We start from the raw sequence: 26,157 nt of genomic DNA, 5'->3' as shown, positions 1-26,157 counted from the left end.
AATCCGAATCAATCGTCGCGCGGGCGCCCGCGCAGGGCCTTGGTGGCGCCGTGCCGGCTCTTGCTTTCCAGGCGGCGCCGCTGCGACCCCAGCGTAGGCCGGGTGGCGCGGCGCAGGATGGGCTCGGGATAGGCGGCGGCCACCAGCACGTTGAGCCGCTGCAGCGCGGCGCGCAGGTTCTGCTCCTGCGTGCGGTGTTGCTGTGCCTTGATGACGACCACGCCCTCGTTGGTGATGCGGCCGTCGCGCAGGGCCAGCAGGCGCTGCTGCACGGCCTCGGGCAGGCGCGAGGCGCGCACGTCAAAGCGCAGGTGCACGGCGCTGGAGACCTTGTTCACGTTCTGGCCGCCTGCGCCCTGGGCGCGCATGGCGGTCCACTGCACCTCGTGCAGCTCGATGGGCCGCATGCGCTCAGGCATCCAGCGCAGCGGTCAATGCCGCCACAAAGGCATCGGGACGCTCATGCATGACCCAGTGGCCCGCGCCGGGCACCAGCGCCAGGCCGCGGAAGTCGCGCGCATGGCGTGCAAAGGCCTGGGCCAGCTCCTGCATCATCGGGCCCGGGTAGAGCGCGTCGTGCTCGCCATAGATGGCCCATACGGGGCCGTCCACGGCCTGCAGGGCGCGGGCCAGCACATCGGTGTGCGAGAGGCGGCGGCGCGGAAGGCGGTCACGCTCCACGTTGAGCACATGCAGGGCCAGCGTGTCCTCGTCGATGAGGCCGGCGTCATGCAGCATCAGCGCCTGCAGGTTGTAGCGGTGGGCCACGGCCTGCGCCTCGGGCGTGGCCAGGTGGCGCCAGCCCTTGAGCCGCACGGCCAGGCCCTTGCCCACGCCCATGCCGGGCGCCCCGGCCAGCACCAGGCGCCGGGCCAGCGTGCCGTCGGCGGCGGCCAGCATGCCGGCCGTCATGCCGCCAAAAGAGAAGCCGACCAGATCACACAGCGGGGCGGCGGGCGCGCCGCCATCGGCCAGCAGTTGCCGCAGGCCCTGGCGCAGCGGCTCGACCAGGGTGTCGGCATCCTGGCCGCCCGGCACGCCGTCGGAATCGCCGAAGCCGGGCAGGTCGGGTATCCACAGCTGGCGCCCCTGGGCCAGCAGCGCGTCCATGCAGCGCAGCCAGTGCGTCCAGCTGCCGCTGCCGCCGTGCAGCATGACGACGGGCAGCTCGCCCGCGCGTGCCTCGCCCCAGACATGCCAGACCATGTGCCCATCCTCGGGCTGCGCGGCAGACAGCGGCGTGGTCAGGCGCCGCGCCTGGGCGCGCAGGCGCTCAATGGCGGCGGGCGTATTCACCACTGGGCCACGGCGTCAATGGCCAGGCCATAGCCGGCCACGCCAAAGCCGCACATCACGGCGCGCGCGGCGGCCGACAGGTAGGAGTGGTGGCGGAAGCTCTCGCGCGCATGCACGTTGCTGATGTGCAGCTCCACCAGCGGCACGCCCGTGCCCTTGACGGCATCCAGCAAGGCCACGCTGGTGTGGGTGTAGGCGGCGGCGTTGAAGATCAGGCCGGCCAGGCGGCCTTCGGCGTGCACGCGGCCGGCTTCGTGGACCCAGTCCACCAGTTCGCCTTCATGGTTGCTCTGGCGAAATTCCAGCCCCAGCCCGTAGCGCGCGCAGGCGGCTTCGCACAGCGCACGCACATCGGCCAGGGTCTGGGAGCCATAGATGGCGGGTTCACGCAGGCCCAGCAGGTTCAGGTTCGGGCCATTGAGGACATAGACGGTTTTCACGGCGGGGACACTCCAGGTTTCCAACGGGCTGGATTATGCGGGCCATCCCCGGCCCGGTCTTGGCGCAGGCACCACGGAAAAAGCCGCCCCAAGGGGCGGCAAGAGTCGGTTCAGCGCGGTTCAGCTCAGATCAACGGCGCCAGTGGCCATGCCCGTGGCCATGGCCATGGCCATGGCGGTACTCGCCACGGTATCCACCCCGGTAGCCGCCGCCATAGCCGTATCCGTAGCCGGGAACGACCACGACGGGCGGAGCACGGTAGACGGCGCGCGGCGCGTAGTAGACCGGCGGCGGGGGCGCGTAGTAGATGGGCTGGGGCGGTGCCACATAGACGGGGGCAGGCGCGACATAGACGGGCGGGCCATACGTGCCCGGCGAATTCAGGCTGATGGACCATTGCACATCGCCCCGGGCCTGGGCGGCGCCCGAAGCCATGAGGGCGGCCAGGGCCAGGCCGGCTGCTGCTGCTTTTGCAACCCACGGGGAAGCTGTCGTTGTCATGGTGTCTCTCCTCGAAGTTGGACAGGCGTGGCAGGCATTGCCGCTGGTGCCGCCTTCCCGCACTTTGGCACAGGGGGACGGCATACGCCCTGCATTCTCAACGCGCGAGAGGGGTCTACGGATGGCAGGCTTTTATACAAGTTTGTTTCCAAATGCCTCAACCCTTGGCTGGCGCGGCTGTCCGAAAGCCGTCCGGAGCGGGTCTGCAGGCGGGCGCCTACAATGCTGCGATGAGCTCTGCTGACGCCTCCCCCATCTCCAAAGATCCGGTCAAACCGAGTAACTTTTTGCGCCAAATCATCGAGGCCGACCTGGCCAACGGTACCCACGCCCAGCGCCGCTGGGGTGGAAGCCCCGGTGATGGCGACCACCACAACCAGGGCCAGGTGGACGTGGCGAAGATCCGCACACGCTTCCCGCCCGAGCCCAACGGCTACCTGCACGTGGGCCATGCCAAGGCCATCTGCCTGAACTTCGGCCTGGCGCGCGACTACGAAGGTGCCTGCCACCTGCGTTTCGACGACACCAATCCCGAGAAGGAAGACCAGGAGTACGTGGACAGCATCATCGATGCCGTCCATTGGCTGGGCTTCGGCTGGAAGGAAGCCGACGGCCACGAGAACCTGTACTTCGCCAGCAACTACTTCGACTTCATGTACCGCGCAGCCGAGTACCTGATCGAGCAGGGCCTGGCCTATGTGGACGAGCAAAGCGCCGACGACATGAAGGCCAACCGCGGCGATTTCTCGCGCCCCGGCGTGGACAGCCCGTTCCGCAGCCGCACCGTGGCCGAGAACCTGGCGCGCTTTCGCGAAATGCGCGACGGCAAGCTGCCCGATGGCGCTGCCGTGCTGCGCGCAAAGATCGACATGGCATCGCCCAACATCAACCTGCGCGATCCCGCCATCTACCGCGTGCGCCATGCCGAGCACCACAACACCGGCAACCAGTGGTGCATCTACCCGATGTACACCTTCGCCCATCCCATCGAGGACGCGCTGGAGCACATCACCCACAGCATCTGCACGCTGGAGTTCGAGGACCAGCGCCCGTTCTACGACTGGCTGCTGGACCATCTGCGCGAAGGCGGCCTGATCGCCGCGCCGCAGCCGCGCCAGTACGAGTTCTCGCGCCTGCACCTGACCTATGTGATCACCAGCAAGCGCAAGCTCAAGCACCTGGTGGACAACGGCATCGTCAGCGGCTGGGACGATCCGCGCATGCCCACCATCGTCGGCCTGCGCCGCCGTGGCTACACGCCCCAGAGCATCCAGGCCTTCTGCGAGCGCATCGGCGTGACCAAGGACTACGCCTGGATCGATTACTCCACGCTGGAAGGCTGCCTGCGCGAGGACCTGGAGAACCAGGCCCATCGCGGCATGGTGGCCCTGGACCCGCTCAAGCTGGAGCTGACCAACTGGGCCGAGGTCTTCGGCAGCGCCGAGCACCTGGAAGCCTGCGAGCTGCCCGCCCTGCCCCACGCCGCCGAAGGCCAGCAGGTGCCGGTGCGCCGCTTCACGCTGGGCCGCGAGGTGTGGATCGAGCGCGAGGACTTCGCCGAAGTGCCGCCCAAGGGCTACAAGCGCCTGTTCCCCGGCAACAAGGTTCGCCTGAAGGGCGGCTACGTGATCGAATGCACGGGCTGCGAGAAGGATGCCGAGGGCAACGTCACCAAGGTGCTGGCCACCGTGGTGCCCGACACCAAGAGCGGCACGCCGGGTGCGGACAGCGTCAAGGTCAAGGCCGCCATCACCTGGGTGGGCGTGGCCGACGGCGTGCAGGCCGAGGTGCGCCTGTACGACCGCCTGTTCACCGACCCGCAGCCCGATGCGGGCGGCAAGGACTTCCTGACGCTGCTCAACCCGGACAGCCTCAAGGTGGTGACCGCCTATGTGGAGCCTTCGCTGGCCAACGCGCAGCCTGACGACAAGTTCCAGTTCGAGCGCTTCGGCTACTTCGTGGCCGACCGCAAGGACCACACACCGGGCAAGCCCGTGTTCAACCGCGCAACGGGTCTCAAGGACTCCTGGGGCAAGTAGGCGCATGGCCCGCTGACGGGCATCTGCACCGCTCCTCCCCGAAGATGGCCCACCATCCTGCTTTGCAGGGGTGGGCCATCGCACATCGGCGCTTTTGCAGGGACCGTGGCCTCAGCACAATGCCAGGCCATGAACCAAGCCTTGCCACAGGCGGCTTCCGCCGCCAAGTTCGACACCTCCCGCGCGGCCGAGTACGAAACGCAAAGCCGCATCGCACTGGCCGGCTACGACGCCTGCCACGAGCTGGCCGCCTGCCTGCTGGCCGCCAGCCTGGATGCCGGCCCGAAGTCCGTGCTGATTGGCGGCGCCGGTGGCACGGGCCAGGAAATCCTGGCCACGGCGCGGCTCAGGCCGCAGTGGAAATTCACGGCTGCCGACCCCTCGGCCCCCATGCTGGACCAGACCATGGACCGCATCGCCGCGGCGGGGCTCTCGGCCCAGGTGCAGGCAGCTCCCTGCGCCGTGCAGGACCTGCCGGCCGGCACGGTGTTCGACGCAGCCACGCTGATCGGCGTGCTGCACCACGTCCCTGACGACGCGGACAAGCTGCAGCTGCTGCAGGCCCTGTCGGCGCGGCTGGCGCCGGGGGCGCCCTTCATCCTGGCCTGCAATCGCCACCGCTATGACAGCGAGCCGCTGTTCCTTGACGCCTGGGCCATGCGCTGGCGCATGGCGGGCGTGGACGAGGCCGCTGTCCATGCGAAACTCGGCAAAATCCGGCAGGGCGCGGTTCCACCGGCCTCGGAGGAGGTGGTGGAGCAGATGCTGGCCCAGGCCGGTTTCGTGCAGCCCAAGCGCTTTTTCTCCAGCCTGTTCTGGTGTGCCTGGATTGCCTTCAAGGCCTGACCACTGAAACACCAGAACGCCCGGCGCCGGTGGACCCGTCCCTTTCTCCCTTTCCCCTTTGATTTGCCTTTCAGCATGAACTTCTCCGCACGCCTTCAGCAACTGCCCACCGTCACCCACCTCGCCGCGCTGCAGCTGGCCGATGCCCAGGGCCAGGTCGTGGCCACCATCGAGAACAAGCCCGGCCAGACCGGCTCGCTGGCCGTGTACCACGCGCTGGCCGCGCTGTACGGCGGCAGCATCACGCCAGCGGCCGCCGAGCTGGGCCTGGAGTGGTATGCCGAGCACACGCAGGACGCCATCGCCTTCCCCGGCAAGCACCCCAACATCGACCGCCTGCTGGCCTGGTCCAAGGGTGCCGAGAGCTACCAGGCCCGCCTGATCGCGGCTTGATCGCGGCCTGAGCGCAGCTTAAGCGCGGCCTGATTCAGCCTGGGTAAACACCGCGTCACAGAAGTTGCGCGCACTGGGGGCATCGGCTGACACGCCGGTGTCAACGCAGCGCGCACTTTGGCGTTCAAATGACATGTGCCTTGCCGCTTCGGCGCGCAAGGCGTTCCTGTCCAGGAGAACGCAATGCTGCAATCCGCCGTGCCCACAGCACGCACCACGGCCCGCTCAACTTCCCACGCTGGCGCCCTGCGCCTGAGCGTGCTGGGCCTGGCCGCCGCCCTGGCGCTGAGCGCCTGCAACGAATCCCAGGACAAGCCCCCGCAGGCCGCCAGCGCGCCGCTGCCGCCTGCCACCGAAAGCGCCCAGCCCGTCGCCACGCCCGTGGCCTATGTGCCGCCTTCGGCCGAGACGCTCTACCAGATGGTGGCGCCCATTGCGCTGTACCCCGACAAGCTCGTGGCCCAGGTGCTGGCCGCCTCCACCTATCCCGATCAGGTCGGCGCCGCCGAGGTGTGGATGGGGCAGAACCCCGGCCTCAAGCCCGAGGAACTGCAAAACGCCGTCAACAGCCAGGACTGGGACCCTTCGGTCAAGTCGCTGGCGCAGTTTCCCAATGTGCTGGCGCAGCTGTCATCCAACGTTCCCTGGACCACGGCCCTGGGCAAGGCCTACTACAACGATCCGGCCGATGTGATGAACGCCATCCAGGTGATGCGCCAGCGCGCCTACAAGGCCGGCACGCTCAAGGACTCCAGCCGGCTCAAGGTGGCCGTGGCCACGGCCGATGCTCCGCCCCCCGTGCCCCAGCCCGCACCGCAAGCCGTGGGCGAGCCGCTGTCGTCCATGCTGCCCGTGCCGGTGATCGACACGCCGCCGCAGTTCATCGAGATCGCACCTGCCCAGCCTGACACCGTCTATGTGCCGCAGTACGACCCGGGCGTGGTCTATGGCGAGCCCGTGCCGATGTACGGCGGATACCGCCCCATCGTGGCGCCGCAACCCGTATACGTGGGCAGTTCGGCCGCGCCCGTGGTGGCGGGGCTGATCGGCTTCGGCGCAGGCGTGATCCTGGCCGAGTCCGTGGACCGCCGTCCCTGGGGCTGGAACTCCTGGGGCATGCGCTGGGGCGAGCCCGGCTACCGCTGGCACCGCAACGAACCGCCGCCACCGCCCTCGCGCCGCCCGGCCGTGATCTACAACAACAACACCTACGTCTCGCGCTCGACCACGGTGGTGCAGAACATCCACAACACGCACATCAACAACGTTGGCAACGTCACCCACATCGCGAACAACCCGCACTTCGAGCCGCGCCGCCCTGACTTCCCGCAGCAAGGTGGTGATCCTCGCTCGGGCGACCCGCGCTCTGGTGACTCTCGTTCTGGTGAACCACGTTCAGGCGGCATGGCCGCTGCGGCCCTGGCCGGTGCCGCAGGCATGGCCGGCGCCGCCGCCGCAGCGCACTCCGGCATGCCCCAACGCCTGGGCCTGAGGCCGCCGCAGGGCGGCCCGCCCCCGTCCGCCCAAGGCATGGTGCCGCCCGGCGGCGCCCAGGGCTTTGCCCGGCACGATGGCGCCGATCGCGGACGCCCGGGCCTCAGGCCCGATGACCGGCCCCAGGCCTCGCTGCAGCCCCGTATGAACCCGGTGCCGGCCTCGCAGCCGGGCCAGTTCGGCAAGTGGCCGCAGTCCCCTCAGTCTGCGCAATCGGCCCCCTCATCACCACCGGGCGCCGCGCAGCGACCTGCGCCAGCACTGCCTGCGGCAGCCATGCAGGGTGACAGGGGCCGCGACTCCCGCGTGCCTTCCTGGTCTTCCGCAGCCACGCAGCAGGGCATGAGGCCACAGGACCGGCAGAACGGCCTGGACAGGCAGGACCGCGACCGCTCCATGGCCGATGCAGCGCGCCAGCGCCAGCAGCAACAGCAGCAAATGGAGACGCAGAGCGCCCGCCTTCGCGGCGAGGAACAGGCGCGCCAGCAACAGCAGCGCCAGGCCCAGATGCAGGCCCAGGCGCAGATGCGGGATCAGGCGCGTGACCAGGCCCAGGTTCAGGCGCAAGCCCAGGCCCGCCAACAGGCCGAGCGCGATCGCCAGGCCTTGCAGCAGCGCTCCCAGGACCAGGCGCGCCAGCAACAAATGCAGCAGCAGCAGCAACAACAGCAGGCACGCGCACAGGAGCAGATGCAGGCCAGGATGCAGGCCCAGCAACAGGCCCAGCAGCAGGCGCAAAGACAGGCCCAGATGCAGGAGCGGCAGGCGCAGCAGCAAAGACAGCAGCAGTTCGAGGCTGCACAGCAGCAACGCATGCAGGCCCAGCAAGCACAGCAGGCACAGGCACAGGCGCGTGCCCAGCAGCAGCAGGCCCGCGCGCAGCAGGAGCAACGCCAGCAACAGCAGCGCATGGCCAACGCGGCCCGCCCACAGGAGCGGCGCGGCGGGCGCGACGAGCGCCGGGACCGTTGAGCGGCGCGCAAGCGCATTTGAATGCCATGGCGTCATGGCGTTGAGGCGATGGCAAGCTGGCGCGCCGGCATGGCGGACAATGGGGCGCTCGACCACAGCCCCCCGCTTCCCTCATGCAGATACCGACGACGAATTCCCGCTCCCGCCGACTGTTTGTGCAATCCCTGTGCGCCTCGGGCGCCGGCCTGATGGTCCCGGCCTGGGCCGCTGCGGCCTCCGGGGAATCCCCCTGGCCGCATGACAGCCGCGTGCCCGGTGGCGTGGCCCGCCTGTCGCTCGGGCCAGCGGCCCAGCGGCCCCAGGTGCTGGCCGGCGACGTGCCCGTGCTGGTGGTGGGCGACATGATCGAATGGACGGCCGTGGTCGGCATTGCGCTGTCGGTGGCGCCCGGCACGCATGGCGTGACGGTGAAGGGCGAGGGCACACCGCGCACCCTGCCCTACGAAGTGCGCGACAAGAAATACACCGAGCAGCGCCTGAAGGTCTCGCCCAAGACCGTGGACCTGTCACCCGAGGACGATGCCCGCTACCAGCGTGAACGCGCCCACCAGCAGACCATCATGGCGCTGTTCACCGAGCCGCCTGCACGCCCTGGCGACCTGCGCATGCGCCAGCCCGTGCCGGGCCGCCGCAGCAGCAGCTTCGGCCTGCGCCGCGTGTTCAACGGCCAGCCGCGCAATCCGCACAGCGGCATGGACATCGCGGCAGCCACGGGCACCAACGTCGTCGCGCCGCTGCCGGGCAAGGTGGTGGATGTGGGCGACTATTTCTTCAACGGCGGCACCGTGTGGCTGGACCACGGCGGCGGCCTGCTGAGCATGTACTGCCATCTGAGCAGTGTGCAGTGCAAGCTGGGCGATCAGCTGGACACGGGAGATGCCTTCTGCAAGGTAGGCGCCACGGGCCGTGTCACCGGCCCGCACCTGCACTGGGGCGTGATGCTCAACCGCACCATGGTGGACCCGGCGCTGTTCCTGGTGGCCTGAACGGGGCCGGCGCCCGCCGGCGTCAGTGGTTGGCTGAGGGAATCGTGTTCTGCGGCGCCACTGGCGTGGGCACGGCGATGGATTCGCGGTCCTGCGCCAGGTAGCGCGACACCAGCTCGAAGAAGCTGTCGTAGAAACCGCTCTTGGCAATCGTCTCGCTGCCCACCTTGACCATGGAGTCGCTGCCCGAGGAGAACGGCAGCGACACCGACCCCAGCGCACCCACGCCCAGGCTGGCCGAGTTGGCGCTCTTCTTCAAGGTATAGCGGTCCTGCAGCGCCGTGACAAAGCCGATGCTGACCTGGCCATCTGCCGTCTCGGGCACGCAGACCACGCGGATGTTCATCTGCAGGTTCAGTTCGGGGTCGGGCTGGAAGCTCTTGCTGCCCTCTATGAGTTCGGGCGTGCGCGCCATGGCGATGTAGCCCTGGCTCAGCAGCGCGCGGCGCGCTGCCTCGCAGGTCTGGGCCGGCGAGGCATCGAACATGCGCGAGAAGGTCTCGGTGGAGCCGAAGCTCTCCTGCACCGGCACATGCTGGGGAATGGTCGAGCCGCAGCCCGCAAGCATTGCAATGATGGCCAAAGCTCCCGCGTAGCGCATGCCACGCACCCTGTTTGCTGCACTCCAACGTCGATACACGAACCTGCTCCTTGCTCCGGCGCCGCAGCCTGCGGATGGCATGGCGGCTGGCCGCCTATTCTCACCTGAGCGCAACGCATCGGCCGGCAACTTTGCAGCAATCCGTTTTTTCCGCCTGCATCAAATAGATGCAAAGGAATGTGAATAGCGCCCCGTTCTGACAGGCGCCGCCGCGCATCTGCGTTATGGTGCCCCGGTTCGGCCAGGGCCGGCGCGGCACATGCCGCGCCAGGGCTGCCACCAGCCCGCCGCGCCTGAGCCTGTCTCCGTACCCATCAACCAAGGAATTCAACATGAAGCCAAGCTGGACCTGGTGCCTGCCCGTGATCGTCACCATGGGGCTCGGCGCCTGCAGCCATATCGACAAGGGTGGCAATGCCGAAGAAGGCGCCAAGACCCAGGCGTCGGCCCCTGCCGGCCCACCCGGTGATGCCCAATCGCTGACCGCCTACCACTGGAATCTTCGCCAGGCCTTCACGCCCCAGGGCACCGAAGACCAGAGCTGGTTCCTGACCGCCGCCTCGCGCAAGCGGCCCCTGCAACTGGAATTCGCCGACCAGCGCCTGGCCGTCAAGAACCTGTGCAACGTGGTGACCACGGGCTACCGCACCGAAGGCAACCGCATCGCCACCCAACGCGCCGCCAGCACGCTGATGGCCTGCGATGACGACCAACTGATGGCGTTGGAGCAAAAGGTGGCCCGCATCCTGCCCACGGCCAAGCAATGGTCCGTGCAACTGGGCGAAGGCAAGCAGCCTGCGCGCCTGACGCTCACCTTCATCGATGGCACGCGCTGGCAGTTCGACGGCTCGCCCACGGCCCAGACCCAGTACGGCAGCGCCGGCGAGCGCATCTTCCTGGAAGTGGCACACCAGCGCACGGCCTGCAATCACCCGCTGATCAAGGACTTCCAGTGCCTGCGCGTGCGCGAGATCCGCTACGGCGACAACGGCGTGAAGACCTCCACCGGCGAGTGGGAGAACTTCTACAGCGAGATCGAGGGCTACAAGCACGAACCCGGCATCCGCAACGTGCTGCGCATCCAGCGCTACAAGCGCCAGAACGTGCCCGCCGACGCATCGGCCTACGCCTATGTGCTGGACATGGTGGTCGAGAGCGAGCGCGTGGGCCGCTGAGCGCGCCTGCCTCCCAACAGCCCTGAAGGCCTGCTTTGCGCAGGCCTTTTTCTTTGCAGGCTCACAGCACCGGGCTCAGCATTGCCAGCAGGTTGTTCCAGATGCGGCGGCCCCAGTGCCAGGCGTGGACCTGGGCGGCCGTGATGCGGTCGGACTGGCGGATGTAGTCGGCCTGGCGCTGGCGGATGGCGCGGGTCACGGCCTCGTCCTGCAGCAGCACGTTGTTCTCGAAGTTCAGGTCGAAGCTGCGCAGGTCCAGGTTGGTGGAGCCCACAAGGGCCACCTGCCCGTCCACGCACAGGGTCTTGGCATGCAGCAGGCCGGGGCGGAATTCATGGAGGATGACGCCGGCCCGCAGCAGGTAGCGGTAGGTGCTGCGGCTGGCCGCGCCCACGATCCAGGAATCGTTGCGCGCCGGCAGGATGAGCGTGACCTGCACACCGCGCCAGGCGGCGGCGCACAGGGCCTCCAACACCGTGGCATCGGGGATGAAATAGGGTGTGGAGATCACCACTTCGCGCCGCGCACTGGCCAGCAGGGTGGACACCAGCTGCGAGGTGGAGCGCGGCCGCTCGGCCGGGCCTTCGGCAATGACGACGGCGGCAAAGCCTTCGGCGGGCATGTCGGCCGGCCCCGCTTCGGGTTCGGCGGCCAGGGGCATGGACAGTCCATGGTCTGCGCTGCGCGCCTGCGCCCAGTCGCTGGCAAAGACCTGCTGCATCTGCGCCACCACCGGGCCTTGCAGGCGCAGCATGATATCGACCCAGGGCGCGTAGCGGGCCTTCACGGCGAAGGCCTCGTCCGCGCAGTTCTGGCTGCCGCAGTATGTGATGGCCCCATCGATCACGGTGATCTTGCGGTGGTTGCGCAGGTCCAGCCGGCTGGTGAACATCACCCTGAACGGGTGGCTGGCCGGCAGGGCCACGGCCAGTTGCACGCCGGCCTGGGCCATCTGCTGCCAGAGGTCGGAGCGCAGCAGCGCGCGCGAGCCCAGCCCGTCCACCATGGCGCGGCAGACCACACCACGCCGGGCCGCGCGCACCAGCGCCTGGGCCACGGCCGTTCCCGTGTCATCGGCCAGCCAGATGTAGTAGAGCACGTTGATCTCGTGACGGGCGGCCTCCATGTCGGCCAGCATGCGGGCGCGGGCCTGGGCACCATCGGCCATGAGCTGCGCGGCATGGCCCGGCTGTACGGGAAAGTGGTTGATGGACGCCGCATAGCCAAAGGCCGCCTGCCATTGCGGCGCGATGCCCGCCACCGGCACGCCGCTGCCCGTGACCGGGGCGCCGGGCGCAAAGTCCTGCACCTTGCGGTACCGGGCCCGGCCTCGGCGGCGCAGCGTCACCTCGCCAAACAGGTAGTACAGCGCGCAGCTCGCATAGGGGAGCAGCACGATGACGGTGAGCCAGCCCATGCGCACGTCGGGCCGCACATCGTCGCGCAGCAGGATGCGCAGGCCAAAGCCTGCAATGAGCAGCAGATGCAATGCAAGAAACAGCCAGGTCATGCAGCCAGCATAGCCGGGGGCCCTGCGGACGGGATTGGGCGGAAGGGATGTTTCACGGCGGCAAACCTGGATCTGCGCGCGGCTGGCCTCGCCTCAGGCAATGAACCGGAATTCCATGCACGCGTCGACCCTTGGATTCAACGATAGTGCACACCCACATTCCAGGAACTTTTCCGCTGGATGACGAAAATGACCGCCGCGTGACGGTTATGCCCAGCGACTGTGGGCCTGCCTGTGGACAAGTTTCGGGACAACCCTGCATCGCCGCGCCAGCCATGGGTTTGCCGCAGGCGCTGAAAAAACAGGCAGATCGCGCAGATGCCGCAATGTTTCACGCGGCGGGGCTGCGCCGTGCAGGCGGGCGCCTCAACGGAAGCGGAAACGGCCTTCGACGAACATGGACGAGCGGTGCCCACCCTCGCTGGCCGGGTCGGCAAACGACCAGAAGGCCTGCACCGTGCCCTGGGCCGTGTCGATGACCTGGCTGACGGTGAAGCCCGTTTTCTCGATCCAGTTGAGGAAGTGCAGGCTGTCGCTGACCTGCAGGTAGCTGAGCCGTTCGCAGCCATCGGATACATGGCCCAGGGAATCGACCACATGCCAGACCATCTGGCCTTGCGGCGTGTACCGCACATCAGCCTTGCTGTCGGGGAAGTCGATGACCGCTTCGCGCCCGATCAAGGTGCCGGCGTATTGCATGGACAACATGGACATGGTGTGTTGCTCCTCTGATGCGGGGTTCTGGCCTGACCCGTGATGGCATATTCTCGCGCCGCGCCGCGGGTGTTTGTGGGAGCAGACCGCATGCCTTCGTCGGCAGCGTGGAGCGGGCACAACGGCCAGCAAGGCGCCGGCATTTCGCAGATACTGCGCGTGCTCCTCCACGGATATCCGATCTTGCCCTCCTCCCCGCTTCCCCCCTCATCGGCCGACAGCCCCGCTGCCGGCCTGCGCAGCAGCGCCTTCGTCCCCTTCGTCATGGCGCGCATGCTGTCCATGTTCGCCCAGCAGATGCAGGCGGTGGTCGTGGCCTGGCAGGTGTATGACCTGACGCGCGACCCCATGTCCCTGGCCTACGTGGGACTGGCCCAGTTCCTGCCCATGCTGGCGCTGCTGATTCCGGCAGGCGACCTCAGCGACCGCATGAGCCGCAAGCGCCTGCTGTCGGGCAGCTGGACCGTGGCCGCCCTGTGCTCCCTGCTGCTGCTGTGGCTGTCCTGGCACGAGGGCGCGGCCGCGCACGATGTGCACTGGATCTATGCCGTGCTGGTGCTGTTCGGCTGCAGCCGCGCCTTCACGGGGCCGGCCCTGCAAAGCCTGCTGCCGCAGATCGTGCCGCGCGAGCAGCTGGCCCAGGCGCTCGCCACCAACAGCATGCTGATGCGCACGGCAGCCATCGCGGCGCCTGTGCTGGGCGGAGTGCTCTACGCCTGGGGCGGCGCCGTGCTGACCTATGCGGTCTGCGGCGTCTCCCTGGTGCTGGCCGTGCTGCTGCTGGGCACAGTGCCCGTGCGCTTTGCCGGGGCCATGGCGCCGGCGGGCGGCTCGCTGTGGCAGCGCTTTGGCGAAGGCATCCATTTCATCCGCACGCGCCCCATCATCCTGGGCACGATTTCGCTGGACCTGTTCGCCGTGCTGCTGGGCGGCGTGGTGGCCCTGCTGCCCGTGTATGCGCACGAGGTGCTCAAGGTCGGCCCCGAAGGCCTGGGCCTGCTGCGCTCGTCCATGACCGTGGGCGAGGTGGCCATGGGCCTGTGGCTGTCGGCCCGTCCCATCCAGCGCCATGTGGGCCGCGTGATGTTCGCCGCCGTGGCCATCTTCGGCGTGGCCAACCTGGTGTTTGCGCTGTCGCACTGGTTCTGGCTGTCCATGGCCGCCCTGATGCTGGCCGGCGCGGCCGACATGGTGAGCGTGTACATCCGCTCGGCCCTGGTGCAGTTTTCCACGCCCGACTCCATGCGCGGGCGCGTGAACGCGGTGAACATGCTGTTCATCGGCTCGTCCAACGAGCTGGGCGAGTTCCGCGCCGGCACCAGCGCCGCCTGGCTGGGCGCCGTGCCGGCTGCCGTGGTGGGCAGCCTGTGCACGCTGGGCGTGGTCGGCAGCTGGATGACCCTGTTCAAGCCGCTGCGCGATGTGGACCGGCTGGAAGACGCGGCCCGCGTGGGCCAGGGCTAAAGCAGCTCGGCCCGCAGCTGCTGCGCACTCCTGGGCGACAGCAGGCCGGGCGCCACGTCAAACACGGTCTTGCAGCCCGTCTGCCCAGACTGCTGCAGCCTGTGCACGGCGCGCGCATAGGCCACGAGCACGCTGGCCGTGAATTCCGGATTGCTGTCCAGCTGCAGGCGGTATTCGATGGAGTGGTGCAGCCCCTGCGAGCTGCGGCCGCTGCGGATGACGAATCCGCCATGCGGCATGGCCGCATGGTCACGGGCAAGTTCCTCGGCGCTGATGAAATGCACCGTGGTGTCGTATTCGTCAAAGTAATGCGGCATGCCGGTGATGGCCTGGCGCACGCCATCGGCATCGGCCCCCTGCTCCAGCACCACAAAGCACTCGCGCCGGTGGCGCTCGCGCGCAGACAGCTCGGGCCGCACGCCGCTGCGCACGCGCTGCACGGCCTCGTCCACGGGAATGGTGTACTGCACACCCCCGGCCACGCCGGGAATGCGGCGGATGGCGTCCGAGTGCCCCTGGCTCAGGCCCTTGCCCCAGAAGGTGTAGGTGGCGCCATCGGGCAGCAGGGCCTCGCCCATGAGGCGTTGCAGGGAGAACATGCCCGGGTCCCATCCCGCCGAGATCAGCGCCGTGGTGCCGGCTGCGCGGGCGGCGGTATCCACCCGGTCGAAATGCTCGGGAATGCGCGCATGGGTGTCGAAGCTGTCCACCAGGCTGAAATGCGCGGCCAGCGCGGGCGACTGCTGCGGCAGGTCGTCCTTGGAGCCGCCGCACAGCACCAGCACGTCGATGCCGGCGCGATGGGCCAGCAGGCTGTCCATGCCGTGCACGGGCGTGCCGGGCTGCAGCGGACACAGCCGGGCCGGATCACGGCGGGTGTAGATGCCGGCCAGCGCCATGTCGGGGTTGCGGGCAATGGCCGCCTCCACGCCACGGCCCAGGTTGCCGTGGCCGACGATGGCGATGCGGATGGGAGCGGTGCTGCGATGGTCCATGCGGTGTGGTGTGGTGCGTTTGAGAGGGGTTCAGAAACTCCGGTTCACGCGGCGGCGCAGAACCAGGCGCGATCTTGCATCGCCATCACGCCGCCAGTCGTGCAATGGCAGGCAGCACTGCGTTGCCCTGCACGGGGGTAGTGCACGGGGGCCTGCATTGGCGGTGGGCGGACAGCGCCTACACTCACGCCCTCATGTTCCAGCCTTCATCCATCCCCTCCCCGGCCCAGCCGCCAGAGCCCGACGACGCGCCGCTGCACATCCTCTGGCGCGACGAGCATCTGGTGGCGGTCTACAAGCCCGCAGGCTGGCTGGTGCACCGCACGGGACTGGATGCGCATGAGACGCGCTTTGTGCTGCAGACCCTGCGCGACCAATTGGGCTGCCATGTGTACCCCGCGCACCGCCTGGACAAGGGCACCTGCGGCGTGCTGGTCATGGCCTTGCATGCCCAGGCCGCCCAGCGGCTGGGCCAGGCCTTTGCCGGGCAGGAAGTGCGCAAGCAATACCTGGCGCTGGTGCGAGGCTGGCTGCCGGATGCGGTGGAGGTGGACCACGCGCTCAGACCCGACGATGCGCCAGAGGACGCGCCAGCCCAGCCCGCACAGACTTCGCTGCGCTGCCTGGCGCGCCTGGAATGGCCCGAGGCCTTTGACCCGCGCCACGCGGCCACGCGGGTCTCGCTGGTCGAGGCCCTGCCCGCCACGGGCCGGCGCCACCAGATACGCCGCCATCTCAAGCATGTGGCCCATCCCATCATTGGCGATGCCACGCATGGCAAGGGACCGCTGAACCGCTGGTGGGCCGAGCGGCTGGGCCTGCAGCGGCTTTGGCTGCACGCCCATGCGCTGGAGCTGGCGCACCCGATGACGGGCGAGCCGCTGCGCTTTGAGGCCGACTGGCAGCAACTGGGCCATGTGGCCGATGTGCAGCACTGGCGCGCGCTGTGCGCTCTGCCCGGCTGGCAGGCCTGTGCGGGCCTGCCGGCGACGGCCCGGCCGGATCAGACGGCTTCGGCAGGCGCGCCCGTTTCAGGCTGCTCCATCAGCGGCGCTGCCACGTAGGCGTAGTCGGCCGAGGCATCGGCCTTGAGCACGCCAGACAGCAGCTCCACCAGGCGTTCGTTGCCCATCTTGAAGCCGCAGGCCTGGGCATGGCCACCGCCGCCAAAGCTCTCGGCCAGCGGTATGCAGTTGAACTCCGAGCGCGAGCGCAGGCCGATCTTCACGCCCTTGGTGCTGGCATGCCACATCAGCGCGAAGCTGCCGCTCTGGCGCGCCAGCAGGTCGCCGACCTGGCTGTGGAACATGCCGGGGCAGTTGACCATCAGCCCTTGCATGCCGTTGAAGACCAGGGGCTGGGCCGCCTCGGAAATGTCGGCGCACAGCTTCTGGAATTTTTCGTCCATGGCGCCGCCGCGCGCCATGAAGGCGGCTTCCTGCTCGGGCGTGAAGGCCGCGATCTCGGCCCAGCGCTCGAAGCTGCGCGGCTCCATGTCCAGCGCCGCGAGAAAGCCCGCGCTCTCGGCGAATTCCCACTTCCAGATGTCGCGGTCCTCGATGAAGCGGATCAGGCCGGGCACGGGCTTGTCGGCCTGAAAGAACTCCCAGGCCAGGCGCGCGCCGGACTTGTTCATGTCGAAGTGCACGACGCCGCAGCGGCACTGGTAGCCGCTCAGCTTTTCGGCAGCGCTCTTGTGGTGGTCCAGCACCACGAGCTTGGCCACGCGCGACTCGATCTCGGCCATGAGCTCGGGCTCGAAGGCGAAGTCCAGCACGTAGACGGCGCGGCCGGCCAGCTCGCCCAGGTCGTCGGCCTTCTGGATCTCGCCATGGTCCAGGCCCCGGAATTCGGCCTGCCCGCCGTAGTACAGCCAGGCCGCCAGTGCCGCGCCGTAGCCGTCCGGGCAGCGGCGGCCGTGGTAGAGGATCAGGGGCTGGGGATCGTCATGCTCGGGGCGCACGAACAATTGCAGGGGCAGGATGGTGTTTTTCATGATGGGGGCGATTGTCGGTCCTGGCGCCATTCCCCTGCACTTGCTCCAGCGCCCGGGCACCCTGGGCAGCCGGGCATTGCGCGGGCTGCTCGCAAGGAACGTAGTGCAAAGCCTGGGCAGCACAAGGCCTATCGCCCCGGCAGGCGCCTCAGGCAAACCACAGGACCTATCATGTCCGCCTTGTCATTGAATTGCTGCGACCGCCTGCTGACCCGCCGGGCGTGCAGGCCGCCGCGGCCCCTGTATGCGATCCACACCCGACATCACCCCCCACCTCGGCTCCCTGCTGAAGTTCCGCCACGACCTGCATGCCAACCCCGAGTTGCGCTACGAGGAGCACCGCACCAGCGACAAGGTGGCGGCCTACCTGATGGCGCTGGGGCTGCAGGTGCACCGCGGGCTGGGCAGGACCGGCGTGGTGGCAAGCATCCACGGCCGGGGGCGCAGCGCCGCCAACCCGGGCCGCAGCATCGGCATACGGGCCGACATGGATGCGCTGCCGGTGACGGAGCTCAACGCCTTCGGCCACGCCAGCCAGAACCCGGGCTGCATGCATGCCTGCGGCCATGACGGCCACACGACCATGCTGCTGGGCGCGGCCACGCTGCTGGCGCAGCAGCCGGATTTCGATGGATCGGTGCACCTGATCTTCCAGCCCGCCGAGGAAGGCGGCGCAGGCGCCAAGGCCATGATGGAGGACGGCCTGTTCGACCGCTTCCCCTGCGAGGCCGTGTTCGCGCTGCACAACTGGCCTGCCCTGCCTGCCGGCGAGATGGCGGTGCGCGTGGGGCCCATCATGGCCTCCACGCTGCGCTTCGAGATCCGCGTGCACGGCAAGGGCGGCCACGCGGCCATGCCCCACACCACACTGGACCCGATTCCCGTGGCCTGCGCCATCGTCGGCCAGTTGCAGACCCTGGTGTCGCGCAGCACCGATCCGCTGGACAGCGCCGTGCTCACCGTGGGCAAGATCACCAGCGGCACGGTGGAGAACATCATTCCCGACGAGGCCAGCATCTTCGGCACGGTGCGCGCCCTCAGGACCGAGACGCAGCAGATGTTCATCGAAGGCATGCAGCGCATCAGCGAGCATGTGGCGGCTGCCCATCTGTGCCGCGCCGAGTTCATTCTCAAGCCCGGCTATCCCAACACCACCAACCATGCGCACGAGGCCCGCTTCATGGCCGAGGTGATGCGCGAGGCGGTGGGCGAGGACCGCACCCACGCCAACATCCTGCCGGCCATGACGGCCGAGGACTTCGGCTTCATGCTGGAGGCCGTGCCCGGCGCCTATGGCTGGATAGGCAACGGCCCCGCCACGGGCGAGCCCGGCGTGGGCCTGCACAACCCCGGCTACGACTTCAACGACGACAACCTGGGGCGCGGCGCACGCTTCTGGGACCTGCTGGCGCGCCGCTGGCTGGAACAGTCCAGGACCTGAACGCCGTCACACGCAGGCTCTCGGGCCTGCCCTCACACGCAGGCTCTTGCGCTGGCCCTCACACGCAGGCCCTTGCGCCGGCTTTCACACGCCGGCAGGCGCACCCAGTTGCAGATCCACCCACTCGACCGCCGGCAGGGGCCGGCCGTAGTGGTAGCCCTGGAACAGCACGTCCTGATTCCAAGCCCGCAGCGTGCCGGCCTGCTCTTCGGTCTCCACTCCTTCGGCCACCACGCGCAGGCGCAGGCGTCTGGCCAGCAGCAGGATCGCCTCCACCATGGCGGCATTGCCCGGCGAGGTATGGCAGTCCTGCACAAAGGACTTGTCGATCTTGAGTTCACGGAACGGCAGCCGCTGCAGATAGGCCAGCGATGAATAGCCGGTGCCGAAGTCGTCCAGCCCCATCTCCACGCCCAGCAGCTGCAGCTCGGCCATGCGCTCGCGCGCCTCGTCCACATCGCGCATGACCACGCTTTCGGTGACCTCCAGCGTGAGGCGGCGCGGGTCGGCCCCGGTTGCGGCCAGGGTGCGCTTGAGCTTGTCCACCACGTCGGGCTGGCGGAACTGCCGCCAGCTGACGTTGACTGACAGCCGCCAGCCCTGCTGCACGAACTCGGGCCGCACCAGCATGCGGCAGGCCTGCTCCAGCATCCAGTCGCCCAGTTGCACGATCAGGTCCGATTCCTCGGCCACGGGAATGAAATCACCGGGCTCGACCATGCCCAGGCGCGGATGGTTCCAGCGCACCAGCACCTCGGCGCCCACACAGCGCCCCATGTGGTCCACCTGAGACTGCAGATAGGGCTGCAGCTCGCCGGCAGGAATGGCGCGGCGCAAGTCCTTTTCGATGCGAAAGCGCTTGCCCACGGCCTCGGCCATGTCGGGCTGGAAGATGACGACCTGGCCCAGCCCGGCCTGCTTGGCCTGGTGCAGGGCCACGCCCGCGCGGCGCAGCACATCGTGGCCACCGCTGTCGGTGCGCGAGGCGGCAAAGCTGGCCGCGCCAATGCTGCAGCTGGCCTGCACTTCCTCGCCGGTTTCCTCCAGCCACAGCGGCCGCTCCAGCGCGTCCTGCAGCACCTGGGCCAGGGCGCGCATGTGCTGATCGACCTCGGCCGCCTCCTGGCCGGCCTTCTCCAGCAGCACGGCGAATTCATCGGCGCCCATGCGGGCCAGCAGCACGCCGTCGGGCAGGGCATCGGCCAGGCGCAGCGCCAGCGCGCCCAGCAGCGCATCGCCGCGCACCGTGCCGCGCACATCGTTGAAGGCGGTGAAGCGGTCCATGTCCAGCAGCAGCAGGCCGTGGCGCGGCTCACCGCCCTTGCCGCCCTCGCGGAATTCGCGCGCCAGCGCGCGCAGGCGCTGGGTCAGCGACAGGCGGTTGGGCAGGCCGGTGAGCGCGTCGAAATGCGCCAGTGCATGGATCTGGCGTTCTGCGCGCATGCGCTCGGACAGGTCCTGCTTGAGTTCCACATAGTTGACGATGCTGCCGTCCGAGGCGCGTATGGGCGCCACCAGCACGGCCTCGGGCAGGTCCTCGCCCTGGCGTGTGCGGTTGGTCATCTGGCCGCGCCACAGCGCGCCCCGGCCCAGCTGGTGCAAGGCCTCTTCCCAGGCCGGCGCGTCCAGGCCCATGGTGGAGTAGCGGTGCGTGGGCTGGCCCAGGACCTCGTTGCGCGCAAAGCCGGTGCGCTGCAAAAAGGCCTCGTTCACGTAGACGATGTTCTGGTGCACGTCGGTGATGACGATGCTTTCGGGGTTCTGCTCCACGGCGCGGTAGAACTTGCGCAGATCGTCCTGGTGCTGCTCCAGCGAGCCCAGCGTGTCCTGCAGTTCCTGGGCACGGCGGATCAGGCTGCGCCTTGCCATCAGCGTGACCGTGCCCGTCAGCCCCAGCATGCCCACGAAGTACAGCATGGAGAACACGGGCGAGGTTTCGCGCTGGCCTATCCAGTCAACGCCCTCGCGGCCCGCCACCCAGAACGCGGCCATGGCCAGCACGGACAGCACCAGCATGGCCAGCGTGGTGCGCACGCCCAGCACCCAGGCGCACATGACGAGCAAGGCCGGAAAGGCCAGCACCGAGCTGCTTTGCACGCCGCCCGTGGCAGCCACCACGGTCACGGCTGCCACCCAGGTGCCCCAGACCAGAAGATTGGAGGCCAGCCTCCAGTGCCGGCGCCAGCCCAGCAGCACGGCGCCGAAGCTCACGCCGGCGGCAACCAGGTTCAGCCGAACGCTGGGCCAGGGAACGGGGTCCTGCGTCAGAAGCGCCATGGCCAGGAGCACGGTGAGGCTGGTGATCCATAGGCTGCCGACCAGAACGACCCGGCGCAGGGACAAATGGATTTCCGCCTCGACTCGATGACGCCGCATGAAAAAGCCCCAACAGAGAAAGAACACTCAACATGCTAGCGGTCGGCGCCGCCTGCGGCTGTGGTGGTTGTGCCACCGCCCCGGTCGGACGCTCTCTTGCACCAAACGGGGTATGCCGGCGCAGGCCGGCGGTGCCTCAGGGCGCGCTTTTGCGCTCGCGCGGGGGGCGCTTGCGCGCCTTGCTGGCGTCCTTGCGCGCCTGGCGCTCGGCATCGCGTTCCTGGCCCACGGCCAGCCACTGCGCGTATTCGTCGGGCGTCTCCAGCGTGATGCGGCCCAGGATTGCTCCGCGGAAATCCGTGAGCACCAGCTCGGCAGCTTTTTGCAGATTGACACGTCCGCCGCTCATCATGGCGCCGCGGCGCCGGCCGATGGCGTCCAGCAGTTCGTCGTCATGCAGGGCTGCAATGCGTTCGTTGTCCAGGCCCAGCTTGTAGCGCGCCTCCAGCAGGTCCGCGTAGTTCTTCTGCAGATAGCCCAGCAGCTCCAGCGCCACCAGTTCCTCGTCATAGGCGTTGCGGCCCACGGCGCCGCTGGCGGCCAGGTTGTAGCCGCTTTGCTCGACGATGATGCGCGGCCACAGCATGCCGGGCGTGTCCCAGAGGTAGAAGTCGTCGGCCAGCACGATGCGCTGCTCCAGCTTGGTGATGCCGGCCTCGTCCCCCGTCTTGGCCTGCCGCTTGCCGCTCATGGAGTTGATCAGCGTGGACTTGCCCACGTTGGGAATGCCGCAGATCAGCACGCGCATGGGCTTGGCCATGCCGCCACGGTTGGGGGCCAGCAGCTTGCAGGCCTCGATCAGCCGGCGCGTGGGTGCGGGTTCGGAGGCGTCCAGCGCAATGGCGCGCGTGTCGCTCTGGGCGTTGTACCAGTCCAGCCACAGCGGCGTGCGCGCGGCATCGGCCAGGTCCTGCTTGTTGAGCACCTGCAGGCGCGGCTTGTGGCCCGTCAGCTCCTGCAGCAGCGGGTTGCTGCTCGACCCCGGCAGGCGCGCATCCAGCACTTCGATGACCACATCGATTTCCTTGACGCGCTCGGTGATCACCTTGCGCGTGAGATTCATGTGACCGGGGAACCACTGTATGGCCATGGGATTACTTTCTGGGAAACGGGGGAACTGGCAGGGGCGCAAGGATAATTCATGGCTTGCGCAGACAGGATGGAACAGCGCGCTGCGCCCCAGCGCAGACCGCAGGCTTCATTCTTTCTTGCGCAAGCCGCAATTGTCCCCCGCTTTTACGCCCCGCCTCACTGCCTATGTCCTTGCCCGATACCCCCTCTTCCCGCTCCGCCTCGCGCAAGGCCGACATCGAACTGTTGATCAAGGGAGTGACCTGCGCCGTGATCGGCCTGGTGATTCTGCTGGCGCCGCAGTTCATGGCACCCGGGGGCATCGTGCAGATGATGGCCCAGTCGTACCTGGTCGGCTGGTTCGCCCTGCTGCTGGGCACGGCCTTCATCGTGCTGTTTGTGGTGCGCCGCAGCAAGGCGCGGCGCTGAGCATGGTGCAGGGCCCGCTGGAGCAGGCGCTGTCGCAGATCGGGCTTTGGCAGCAGCGCGCCCAGGCTGCAGGCATTGCACTGCGCCCGGCGCCGCCCCAGCCCACCAGTTGCTGCGGCCGCGGCTGCAACGGCTGCGTCTGGGAAGGCTTCTACGACGCCGTGCTGTTCTGGTGCGAGGATGCAGGCCAGGCCCTGAGCGGCGGACCTGGCTGAGGCACGGTCAGCGCAGGTTCTCGGGCGACATGTAGCGCAGGCGCCATTCCTCGAAGGACAGCGTGTCCGCGGCCTCGATGTCGCGCTGGTCCTGCACGGACTGCGCCGACCATTGCTCGAAGCGCTGCTGCTGAGCCTGGCTCCAGGGCAGGGCCAGCAGCGAATCGCGGGCCTGCTCGGAACGGGCCAGCGTGAAGCGCGAGAAGCTGTTGCCGTACTCGCCCGTCAGCTCGCCCAGCACATGGGCCGACGGCGTGCGCTCGGGATGCTCCAGGCGTTCCAGCGCCTGGGCCAGCGCGGCACTGTAATCGTGCGTGCCATGCGTGCTGTCCAGCGCCTGGGCATAGGGGCGGCACTGGTCCAGCACTTCATGGGCCCAGTCGCGCAGCGGCACCTCGCGGCCCGCGCGCACCAGCTGTAGGCCGGGCTCGCGGCCACGCTCGGCGGTCAGGTGCTGGTTGTGCTTGAGTTCGGCGATCTCGGCCGGCGTATCGGGCGGGCTGTCGGCATTCAGGCAGTGCAGCAGGAACACGTCCAGCATGCGCATGGTAGGGGCGGCAATGCCCACATCCTCGAAAGGATCGAGGTCCATCAGGCGCACTTCCACATACTCCACGCCGCGCTCGCGCAGGGCATGCAGCGGGCGCTCGCCACGGCTGACGGTGCGCTTGGGGCGGATGGTGCCGTAGAACTCGTTCTCGATCTGCAGCAGACCCGTGCCCAGCTGGTTGTAGTCGCCGCCCGGATTGCGCACGCCCAGCATCTCGTAGGCCGGGTAGGGATGGGTCAGCGCCTCATGCAGCGAATTCGCATAGCCTTCCAGGCCGTTGTAGCTGACGTTGATGCTGGCCTGCGCATCGCTCTGGTAGCCCAGGCGGCCCATGCGCAGCGAGGTGGCATGGGGCAGGTACAGCGCCTGGCCCGTATTGCCCAGCGGCTTCAGGCCATGCTCGCGCCCCTCGACGAAACAGGGACACAGCGCGGGCGATGCGCCGTACAGGTACAGCAGCACGAAGGCATGGCGCCGGAAATTGCGGATCAGCGAGAAATACTGGTCGCTGGTCACGCCGGGCAGCGACCAGTTGTAGTGGATGCCCGAGATGGTCTGCATGCGCCGGCCATAGCGATGGCCCAGGCCCATGCGGTACACGCTCTTGGATCGACCCGAATGCGAGGAGCCATAGCGCGCCAGCGGAATCGTCTCGTCCGTGGGCAGCTGGCAGGGCATGCTGGACGACCACAGCATCTCGCCGCCCGCATCGCGCAGGCTGCGCAGCACGAACTGGTGGATCTGCACCAGCTCGTCCAGGCATTCCTGCACGCCCAGGCGCGCGCCCGTGATCAGCTCGATCTGCGATTCGCTGTAGTCGGTGGTGATGTGCGGATGCGTGAGCGCCGAGCCCAGTGCCAGGGGATGCGGCGTCAGCGCCAGGCTGCCGGAAGGCAGCACGCGCAGGCCCTCCTTTTCTATGCCACGGCGTATGCCCTTGAGCCGCTGGGGATCGGGAACCGCCATGGATGCCTGCGATGTTTTCATTCTTGTTTACCGATTCGTTGATGGGCACCGGCCCACACGGAAACCACCAGGATTCCCGGCGGACCCGACCCGGACGCCGAATGATAGAGAAACGGCAGGAAACGCGATGGCGCCTGTCCGCTTAACCACGCGTTTTGGCCTGTTGCCCCGCATGGCACCGCCGCGAGCGAAAGGAATATGTCAGAGTTTCGCCCTCCCGGCCGGCCCTGCCTTGACGCCGGGCAAGGGCTGGCCGGCCAGCGGTGAAATCACTTGCCGGCCCCCGCTTCATCAACGGGCAGCGGCCATGGCCTTGCCCACTTCCAGCGTACCCTGCGCGGCGCCGCTGGCGGGCACCTGTTCGCCGCTGCGGTCCAGCACCTGGGCCAGTTGCGCAGCCAGTTGCTCCGGCACCTGATCGCCCTGGCCCAGATACACGCCTTCGGTCAGCGTGATGAAGGCCGCCTCGAAGCCGCCCGCGCCTGCGCACAGCGTGGTACGTGTGGGCGCACTTTCGTGGGCCAGCACCAGCATGGCGGGCACCACGGCCTCGGGCTTGAGGGCGGCCAGCACGGCCTCGGGCATCAGGCCTTCGGTCATGCGGGTGGCCGCCGTGGGCGCCAGCGCATTCACATGGATGCCGTGCTTGGCGCCTTCGATGGCCAGCGTCTGCATGAGGCCGACCTGGGCCAGCTTGGCCGCGCCGTAGTTGGCCTGGCCGAAGTTGCCATACAGGCCCGTGGACGAGGTGGTCATCACGATGCGCCCGTAGTTCTGCGCCTGCATGTGCGGCCACACGGCCTTGCAGCAATGGGCGGCGCCCATCAGGTGCACTTCCACCACCAGGCGGAAATCATCCATGTCCATCTTGGCGAAGCTCTTGTCGCGCAGGATGCCGGCGTTGTTGACCAGGATGTCCACGCGGCCCCAGGCATCGACTGCCTGCTGCACCATGGCCTGCACGGCCGCGAAATCGGTGACCGATGCGCCGTTGGCCAGCGCCTGGCCGCCCGCCGCGCGGATCTCATCCACCACGGCCTGGGCCGCCGTGGCCGAGCCGCCGCTGCCATCGACCGCGCCGCCCAGATCATTGACCAGCACCTTGGCGCCGCGCGCCGCCAGCGCCAGCGCATGCAGACGCCCCAGGCCGCCGCCGGCCCCCGTCACGATGGCCACGCGGCCTTCAAACTCAATCGCCATGGAGATGCTCCCTTTGTTGCATTGGATGCCGGCTCCGCCCGCCGGATGGCAAGGCGCCGGTCACCCAGCAATGTAGACGGACGCCGCCTTCATTCCGGTTGCCCAAGCGACTGCGGCAGGGCCGCCAGCCTTGTCCCCACCATTGCGTGACAAGCCTGTGGACAACCATGTGCTGGCCCGGGACTGGTGATCCAAGCGATTGTTTTGAATGGATTTTTTTCTTTTGCCTATTTTTTAATCAAATCCACAAGTCGTCTGCCCGACTTATCCCGTCTCACCCTGAACAATCTTGTGAACAACTTTCACAGCGGGCGGGATAAGCCACACAAGTCATTGATTCAAAAGGCAAACATGCAATCCGCTTAAAAAACAGGCAGAAGACCCCGGATTTTCGGGCCGCGTCCCGCTTATCCACCGCGCAACCCGCATGTACGCATTTACCCCCATTCGTACTGGACAAGCATGTGGACAAGCCGCCAAAAATGC

24 protein-coding genes are annotated in these 26,157 nt (G+C 68.2%); 11 read left to right on the top strand and 13 right to left on the bottom strand.

Annotated elements, in window-relative coordinates; translation table 11 throughout:
- Nucleotides 1–8: 8 nt before the first annotated feature.
- The 4 genes from arfB to BO996_RS11730 form a co-directional block, all read right to left on the bottom strand.
- Nucleotides 9–419 carry an alternative ribosome rescue aminoacyl-tRNA hydrolase ArfB gene (gene arfB, locus BO996_RS11745; RefSeq protein WP_017405644.1) on the bottom strand — a complete coding sequence of 137 codons (411 nt, stop codon included), beginning with the start codon at nucleotides 417–419 and terminating at the stop codon, nucleotides 9–11.
- A complete protein-coding gene (locus tag BO996_RS11740; RefSeq protein ID WP_071957079.1) occupies nucleotides 412–1,296 on the bottom strand; it encodes an alpha/beta fold hydrolase in 885 nt (294 codons plus the stop codon). Before BO996_RS11740 ends, arfB begins: the two co-directional genes overlap by 8 nt.
- Nucleotides 1,293–1,736 (bottom strand): type II 3-dehydroquinate dehydratase, encoded by a 444-nt coding sequence (gene aroQ / locus BO996_RS11735; RefSeq protein ID WP_012204410.1) that lies wholly within the window; start codon nucleotides 1,734–1,736, stop codon nucleotides 1,293–1,295. Before aroQ ends, BO996_RS11740 begins: the two co-directional genes overlap by 4 nt.
- 130 nt (nucleotides 1,737–1,866) lie before the next feature.
- A complete protein-coding gene (locus tag BO996_RS11730) occupies nucleotides 1,867–2,238 on the bottom strand; it encodes a hypothetical protein (RefSeq protein ID WP_071954820.1) in 372 nt (123 codons plus the stop codon).
- A 230-nt stretch (nucleotides 2,239–2,468) separates the two neighbouring features.
- Here BO996_RS11730 and BO996_RS11725 point away from each other — a divergent pair, with 230 nt between their 5' ends.
- The 5 genes from BO996_RS11725 (at nucleotide 2,469) to BO996_RS11705 (ending at nucleotide 8,968) form a co-directional block, all read left to right on the top strand.
- The gene (locus BO996_RS11725) at nucleotides 2,469–4,277 is read left to right on the top strand and encodes a glutamine--tRNA ligase/YqeY domain fusion protein (RefSeq protein ID WP_043823783.1); all 1,809 of its coding nucleotides are present in this window, start codon (nucleotides 2,469–2,471) and stop codon (nucleotides 4,275–4,277) included.
- A gap of 129 nt (nucleotides 4,278–4,406) precedes the next feature.
- Complete coding sequence (locus BO996_RS11720) at nucleotides 4,407–5,123, top strand: class I SAM-dependent methyltransferase (RefSeq protein WP_071954819.1); 717 nt, start codon at nucleotides 4,407–4,409, stop codon at nucleotides 5,121–5,123.
- A 75-nt stretch (nucleotides 5,124–5,198) separates the two neighbouring features.
- Nucleotides 5,199–5,516 carry a DUF2322 family protein gene (locus tag BO996_RS11715; protein ID WP_013803391.1) on the top strand — a complete coding sequence of 106 codons (318 nt, stop codon included), beginning with the start codon at nucleotides 5,199–5,201 and terminating at the stop codon, nucleotides 5,514–5,516.
- Between the two features lie 183 nt (nucleotides 5,517–5,699).
- Nucleotides 5,700–7,982, top strand: coding sequence for a DUF3300 domain-containing protein (locus BO996_RS11710; RefSeq protein ID WP_071954818.1), 2,283 nt, complete (start codon nucleotides 5,700–5,702; stop codon nucleotides 7,980–7,982).
- 113 nt (nucleotides 7,983–8,095) lie between these two features.
- On the top strand, nucleotides 8,096–8,968 hold the full coding sequence (locus BO996_RS11705; RefSeq protein ID WP_071954817.1) for a peptidoglycan DD-metalloendopeptidase family protein: 873 nt from the start codon (nucleotides 8,096–8,098) through the stop codon (nucleotides 8,966–8,968).
- 22 nt (nucleotides 8,969–8,990) lie between these two features.
- On the opposite strand, the gene BO996_RS11700 is transcribed toward BO996_RS11705, so the two are convergent.
- Nucleotides 8,991–9,569, bottom strand: a complete 579-nt coding sequence (locus BO996_RS11700) for a DUF2242 domain-containing protein (RefSeq protein ID WP_071954816.1) — start codon at nucleotides 9,567–9,569, stop codon at nucleotides 8,991–8,993.
- Nucleotides 9,570–9,901: 332 nt separating this feature from the next.
- On the opposite strand from BO996_RS11700, the gene BO996_RS11695 reads away from it, so the two are divergent.
- Nucleotides 9,902–10,744 (top strand): META and DUF4377 domain-containing protein, encoded by an 843-nt coding sequence (locus BO996_RS11695; RefSeq protein WP_071954815.1) that lies wholly within the window; start codon nucleotides 9,902–9,904, stop codon nucleotides 10,742–10,744.
- 61 nt (nucleotides 10,745–10,805) lie between these two features.
- On the opposite strand, the gene cls is transcribed toward BO996_RS11695, so the two are convergent.
- Nucleotides 10,806–12,254 carry a cardiolipin synthase gene (cls, locus tag BO996_RS11690; protein WP_071954814.1) on the bottom strand — a complete coding sequence of 483 codons (1,449 nt, stop codon included), beginning with the start codon at nucleotides 12,252–12,254 and terminating at the stop codon, nucleotides 10,806–10,808.
- 366 nt (nucleotides 12,255–12,620) lie between these two features.
- Nucleotides 12,621–12,968: a MoaF-related domain-containing protein gene (locus tag BO996_RS11685; protein WP_012204400.1), complete on the bottom strand. Its 348-nt coding sequence runs from the start codon at nucleotides 12,966–12,968 to the stop codon at nucleotides 12,621–12,623.
- A gap of 90 nt (nucleotides 12,969–13,058) precedes the next feature.
- On the opposite strand from BO996_RS11685, the gene BO996_RS11680 reads away from it, so the two are divergent.
- Nucleotides 13,059–14,432 (top strand): MFS transporter, encoded by a 1,374-nt coding sequence (locus BO996_RS11680; RefSeq protein WP_013803397.1) that lies wholly within the window; start codon nucleotides 13,059–13,061, stop codon nucleotides 14,430–14,432.
- Here the strand turns inward: BO996_RS11680 and BO996_RS11675 are convergent.
- On the bottom strand, nucleotides 14,429–15,427 hold the full coding sequence (locus tag BO996_RS11675; RefSeq protein ID WP_071954813.1) for a diaminopimelate dehydrogenase: 999 nt from the start codon (nucleotides 15,425–15,427) through the stop codon (nucleotides 14,429–14,431). The genes BO996_RS11680 and BO996_RS11675 overlap by 4 nt on opposite strands.
- Before the next feature lie 194 nt (nucleotides 15,428–15,621).
- On the opposite strand from BO996_RS11675, the gene BO996_RS11670 reads away from it, so the two are divergent.
- The gene (locus BO996_RS11670) at nucleotides 15,622–16,491 is read left to right on the top strand and encodes a pseudouridine synthase (protein ID WP_071954812.1); all 870 of its coding nucleotides are present in this window, start codon (nucleotides 15,622–15,624) and stop codon (nucleotides 16,489–16,491) included.
- Here BO996_RS11670 and BO996_RS11665 read toward each other — a convergent pair.
- Nucleotides 16,431–17,423 carry a DHH family phosphoesterase gene (locus tag BO996_RS11665; protein ID WP_071954811.1) on the bottom strand — a complete coding sequence of 331 codons (993 nt, stop codon included), beginning with the start codon at nucleotides 17,421–17,423 and terminating at the stop codon, nucleotides 16,431–16,433. The genes BO996_RS11670 and BO996_RS11665 overlap by 61 nt on opposite strands.
- Before the next feature lie 244 nt (nucleotides 17,424–17,667).
- On the opposite strand from BO996_RS11665, the gene BO996_RS11660 reads away from it, so the two are divergent.
- Nucleotides 17,668–18,864, top strand: a complete 1,197-nt coding sequence (locus tag BO996_RS11660; RefSeq protein WP_071954810.1) for a M20 aminoacylase family protein — start codon at nucleotides 17,668–17,670, stop codon at nucleotides 18,862–18,864.
- An 84-nt stretch (nucleotides 18,865–18,948) separates the two neighbouring features.
- Here the strand turns inward: BO996_RS11660 and BO996_RS11655 are convergent, their stop codons facing one another.
- Both BO996_RS11655 and ylqF read right to left on the bottom strand, forming a co-directional pair.
- Nucleotides 18,949–21,240, bottom strand: coding sequence for a putative bifunctional diguanylate cyclase/phosphodiesterase (locus tag BO996_RS11655; RefSeq protein ID WP_071954809.1), 2,292 nt, complete (start codon nucleotides 21,238–21,240; stop codon nucleotides 18,949–18,951).
- 136 nt (nucleotides 21,241–21,376) lie between these two features.
- The gene (ylqF, locus tag BO996_RS11650) at nucleotides 21,377–22,330 is read right to left on the bottom strand and encodes a ribosome biogenesis GTPase YlqF (protein ID WP_012204393.1); all 954 of its coding nucleotides are present in this window, start codon (nucleotides 22,328–22,330) and stop codon (nucleotides 21,377–21,379) included.
- A gap of 167 nt (nucleotides 22,331–22,497) precedes the next feature.
- Here ylqF and BO996_RS11645 point away from each other — a divergent pair, with 167 nt between their 5' ends.
- Together BO996_RS11645 and BO996_RS11640 are read left to right on the top strand one after the other, a co-directional pair.
- Entirely contained in the window at nucleotides 22,498–22,740 is a 243-nt protein-coding gene (locus BO996_RS11645) for a hypothetical protein (RefSeq protein ID WP_043823769.1), read from the top strand.
- 2 nt (nucleotides 22,741–22,742) lie between these two features.
- Nucleotides 22,743–22,955: an oxidoreductase-like domain-containing protein gene (locus BO996_RS11640; protein ID WP_012204391.1), complete on the top strand. Its 213-nt coding sequence runs from the start codon at nucleotides 22,743–22,745 to the stop codon at nucleotides 22,953–22,955.
- Nucleotides 22,956–22,962: 7 nt separating this feature from the next.
- Here the strand turns inward: BO996_RS11640 and gshA are convergent, their stop codons facing one another.
- Both gshA and BO996_RS11630 read right to left on the bottom strand, forming a co-directional pair.
- Nucleotides 22,963–24,492, bottom strand: a complete 1,530-nt coding sequence (gene gshA / locus BO996_RS11635) for a glutamate--cysteine ligase (RefSeq protein ID WP_071954808.1) — start codon at nucleotides 24,490–24,492, stop codon at nucleotides 22,963–22,965.
- A 270-nt stretch (nucleotides 24,493–24,762) separates the two neighbouring features.
- Entirely contained in the window at nucleotides 24,763–25,671 is a 909-nt protein-coding gene (locus BO996_RS11630) for an SDR family NAD(P)-dependent oxidoreductase (protein ID WP_013803405.1), read from the bottom strand.
- Nucleotides 25,672–26,157: the final 486 nt, after the last annotated feature.

It is taken from the genome of Delftia sp. HK171, from assembly GCF_001886655.1.
In the GTDB taxonomy this organism is placed as follows: Bacteria; Pseudomonadota; Gammaproteobacteria; order Burkholderiales; family Burkholderiaceae_C; genus Comamonas; species Comamonas acidovorans.
The sequence above is the reverse complement of the archived record's forward strand: the minus strand, read 5'-3'. Positions and strand labels throughout refer to the sequence as shown.

What these genes read in the sequence shown, in the direction of transcription:
- BO996_RS11640 (WP_012204391.1), top strand. Translation starts at nt 22,743, where the DNA reads ATGGTGCAGGGCCCGCTGGAGCAGGCGCTGTCGCAGATCGGGCTTTGG.
- BO996_RS11695 (WP_071954815.1), top strand. Translation starts at nt 9,902, where the DNA reads ATGAAGCCAAGCTGGACCTGGTGCCTGCCCGTGATCGTCACCATGGGG.
- BO996_RS11685 (WP_012204400.1), bottom strand. Translation starts at nt 12,968, where the DNA reads ATGTCCATGTTGTCCATGCAATACGCCGGCACCTTGATCGGGCGCGAA.
- cls (WP_071954814.1), bottom strand. Translation starts at nt 12,254, where the DNA reads ATGACCTGGCTGTTTCTTGCATTGCATCTGCTGCTCATTGCAGGCTTT.
- BO996_RS11660 (WP_071954810.1), top strand. Translation starts at nt 17,668, where the DNA reads ATGCGATCCACACCCGACATCACCCCCCACCTCGGCTCCCTGCTGAAG.
- BO996_RS11655 (WP_071954809.1), bottom strand. Translation starts at nt 21,240, where the DNA reads ATGCGGCGTCATCGAGTCGAGGCGGAAATCCATTTGTCCCTGCGCCGG.
- BO996_RS11715 (WP_013803391.1), top strand. Translation starts at nt 5,199, where the DNA reads ATGAACTTCTCCGCACGCCTTCAGCAACTGCCCACCGTCACCCACCTC.
- gshA (WP_071954808.1), bottom strand. Translation starts at nt 24,492, where the DNA reads ATGAAAACATCGCAGGCATCCATGGCGGTTCCCGATCCCCAGCGGCTC.
- BO996_RS11710 (WP_071954818.1), top strand. Translation starts at nt 5,700, where the DNA reads ATGCTGCAATCCGCCGTGCCCACAGCACGCACCACGGCCCGCTCAACT.
- BO996_RS11725 (WP_043823783.1), top strand. Translation starts at nt 2,469, where the DNA reads ATGAGCTCTGCTGACGCCTCCCCCATCTCCAAAGATCCGGTCAAACCG.
- BO996_RS11730 (WP_071954820.1), bottom strand. Translation starts at nt 2,238, where the DNA reads ATGACAACGACAGCTTCCCCGTGGGTTGCAAAAGCAGCAGCAGCCGGC.
- BO996_RS11675 (WP_071954813.1), bottom strand. Translation starts at nt 15,427, where the DNA reads ATGGACCATCGCAGCACCGCTCCCATCCGCATCGCCATCGTCGGCCAC.
- BO996_RS11670 (WP_071954812.1), top strand. Translation starts at nt 15,622, where the DNA reads ATGTTCCAGCCTTCATCCATCCCCTCCCCGGCCCAGCCGCCAGAGCCC.
- BO996_RS11720 (WP_071954819.1), top strand. Translation starts at nt 4,407, where the DNA reads ATGAACCAAGCCTTGCCACAGGCGGCTTCCGCCGCCAAGTTCGACACC.
- BO996_RS11630 (WP_013803405.1), bottom strand. Translation starts at nt 25,671, where the DNA reads ATGGCGATTGAGTTTGAAGGCCGCGTGGCCATCGTGACGGGGGCCGGC.
- BO996_RS11665 (WP_071954811.1), bottom strand. Translation starts at nt 17,423, where the DNA reads ATGAAAAACACCATCCTGCCCCTGCAATTGTTCGTGCGCCCCGAGCAT.
- BO996_RS11645 (WP_043823769.1), top strand. Translation starts at nt 22,498, where the DNA reads ATGTCCTTGCCCGATACCCCCTCTTCCCGCTCCGCCTCGCGCAAGGCC.
- BO996_RS11700 (WP_071954816.1), bottom strand. Translation starts at nt 9,569, where the DNA reads ATGCGCTACGCGGGAGCTTTGGCCATCATTGCAATGCTTGCGGGCTGC.
- ylqF (WP_012204393.1), bottom strand. Translation starts at nt 22,330, where the DNA reads ATGGCCATACAGTGGTTCCCCGGTCACATGAATCTCACGCGCAAGGTG.
- arfB (WP_017405644.1), bottom strand. Translation starts at nt 419, where the DNA reads ATGCCTGAGCGCATGCGGCCCATCGAGCTGCACGAGGTGCAGTGGACC.
- BO996_RS11705 (WP_071954817.1), top strand. Translation starts at nt 8,096, where the DNA reads ATGCAGATACCGACGACGAATTCCCGCTCCCGCCGACTGTTTGTGCAA.
- BO996_RS11680 (WP_013803397.1), top strand. Translation starts at nt 13,059, where the DNA reads ATGCCTTCGTCGGCAGCGTGGAGCGGGCACAACGGCCAGCAAGGCGCC.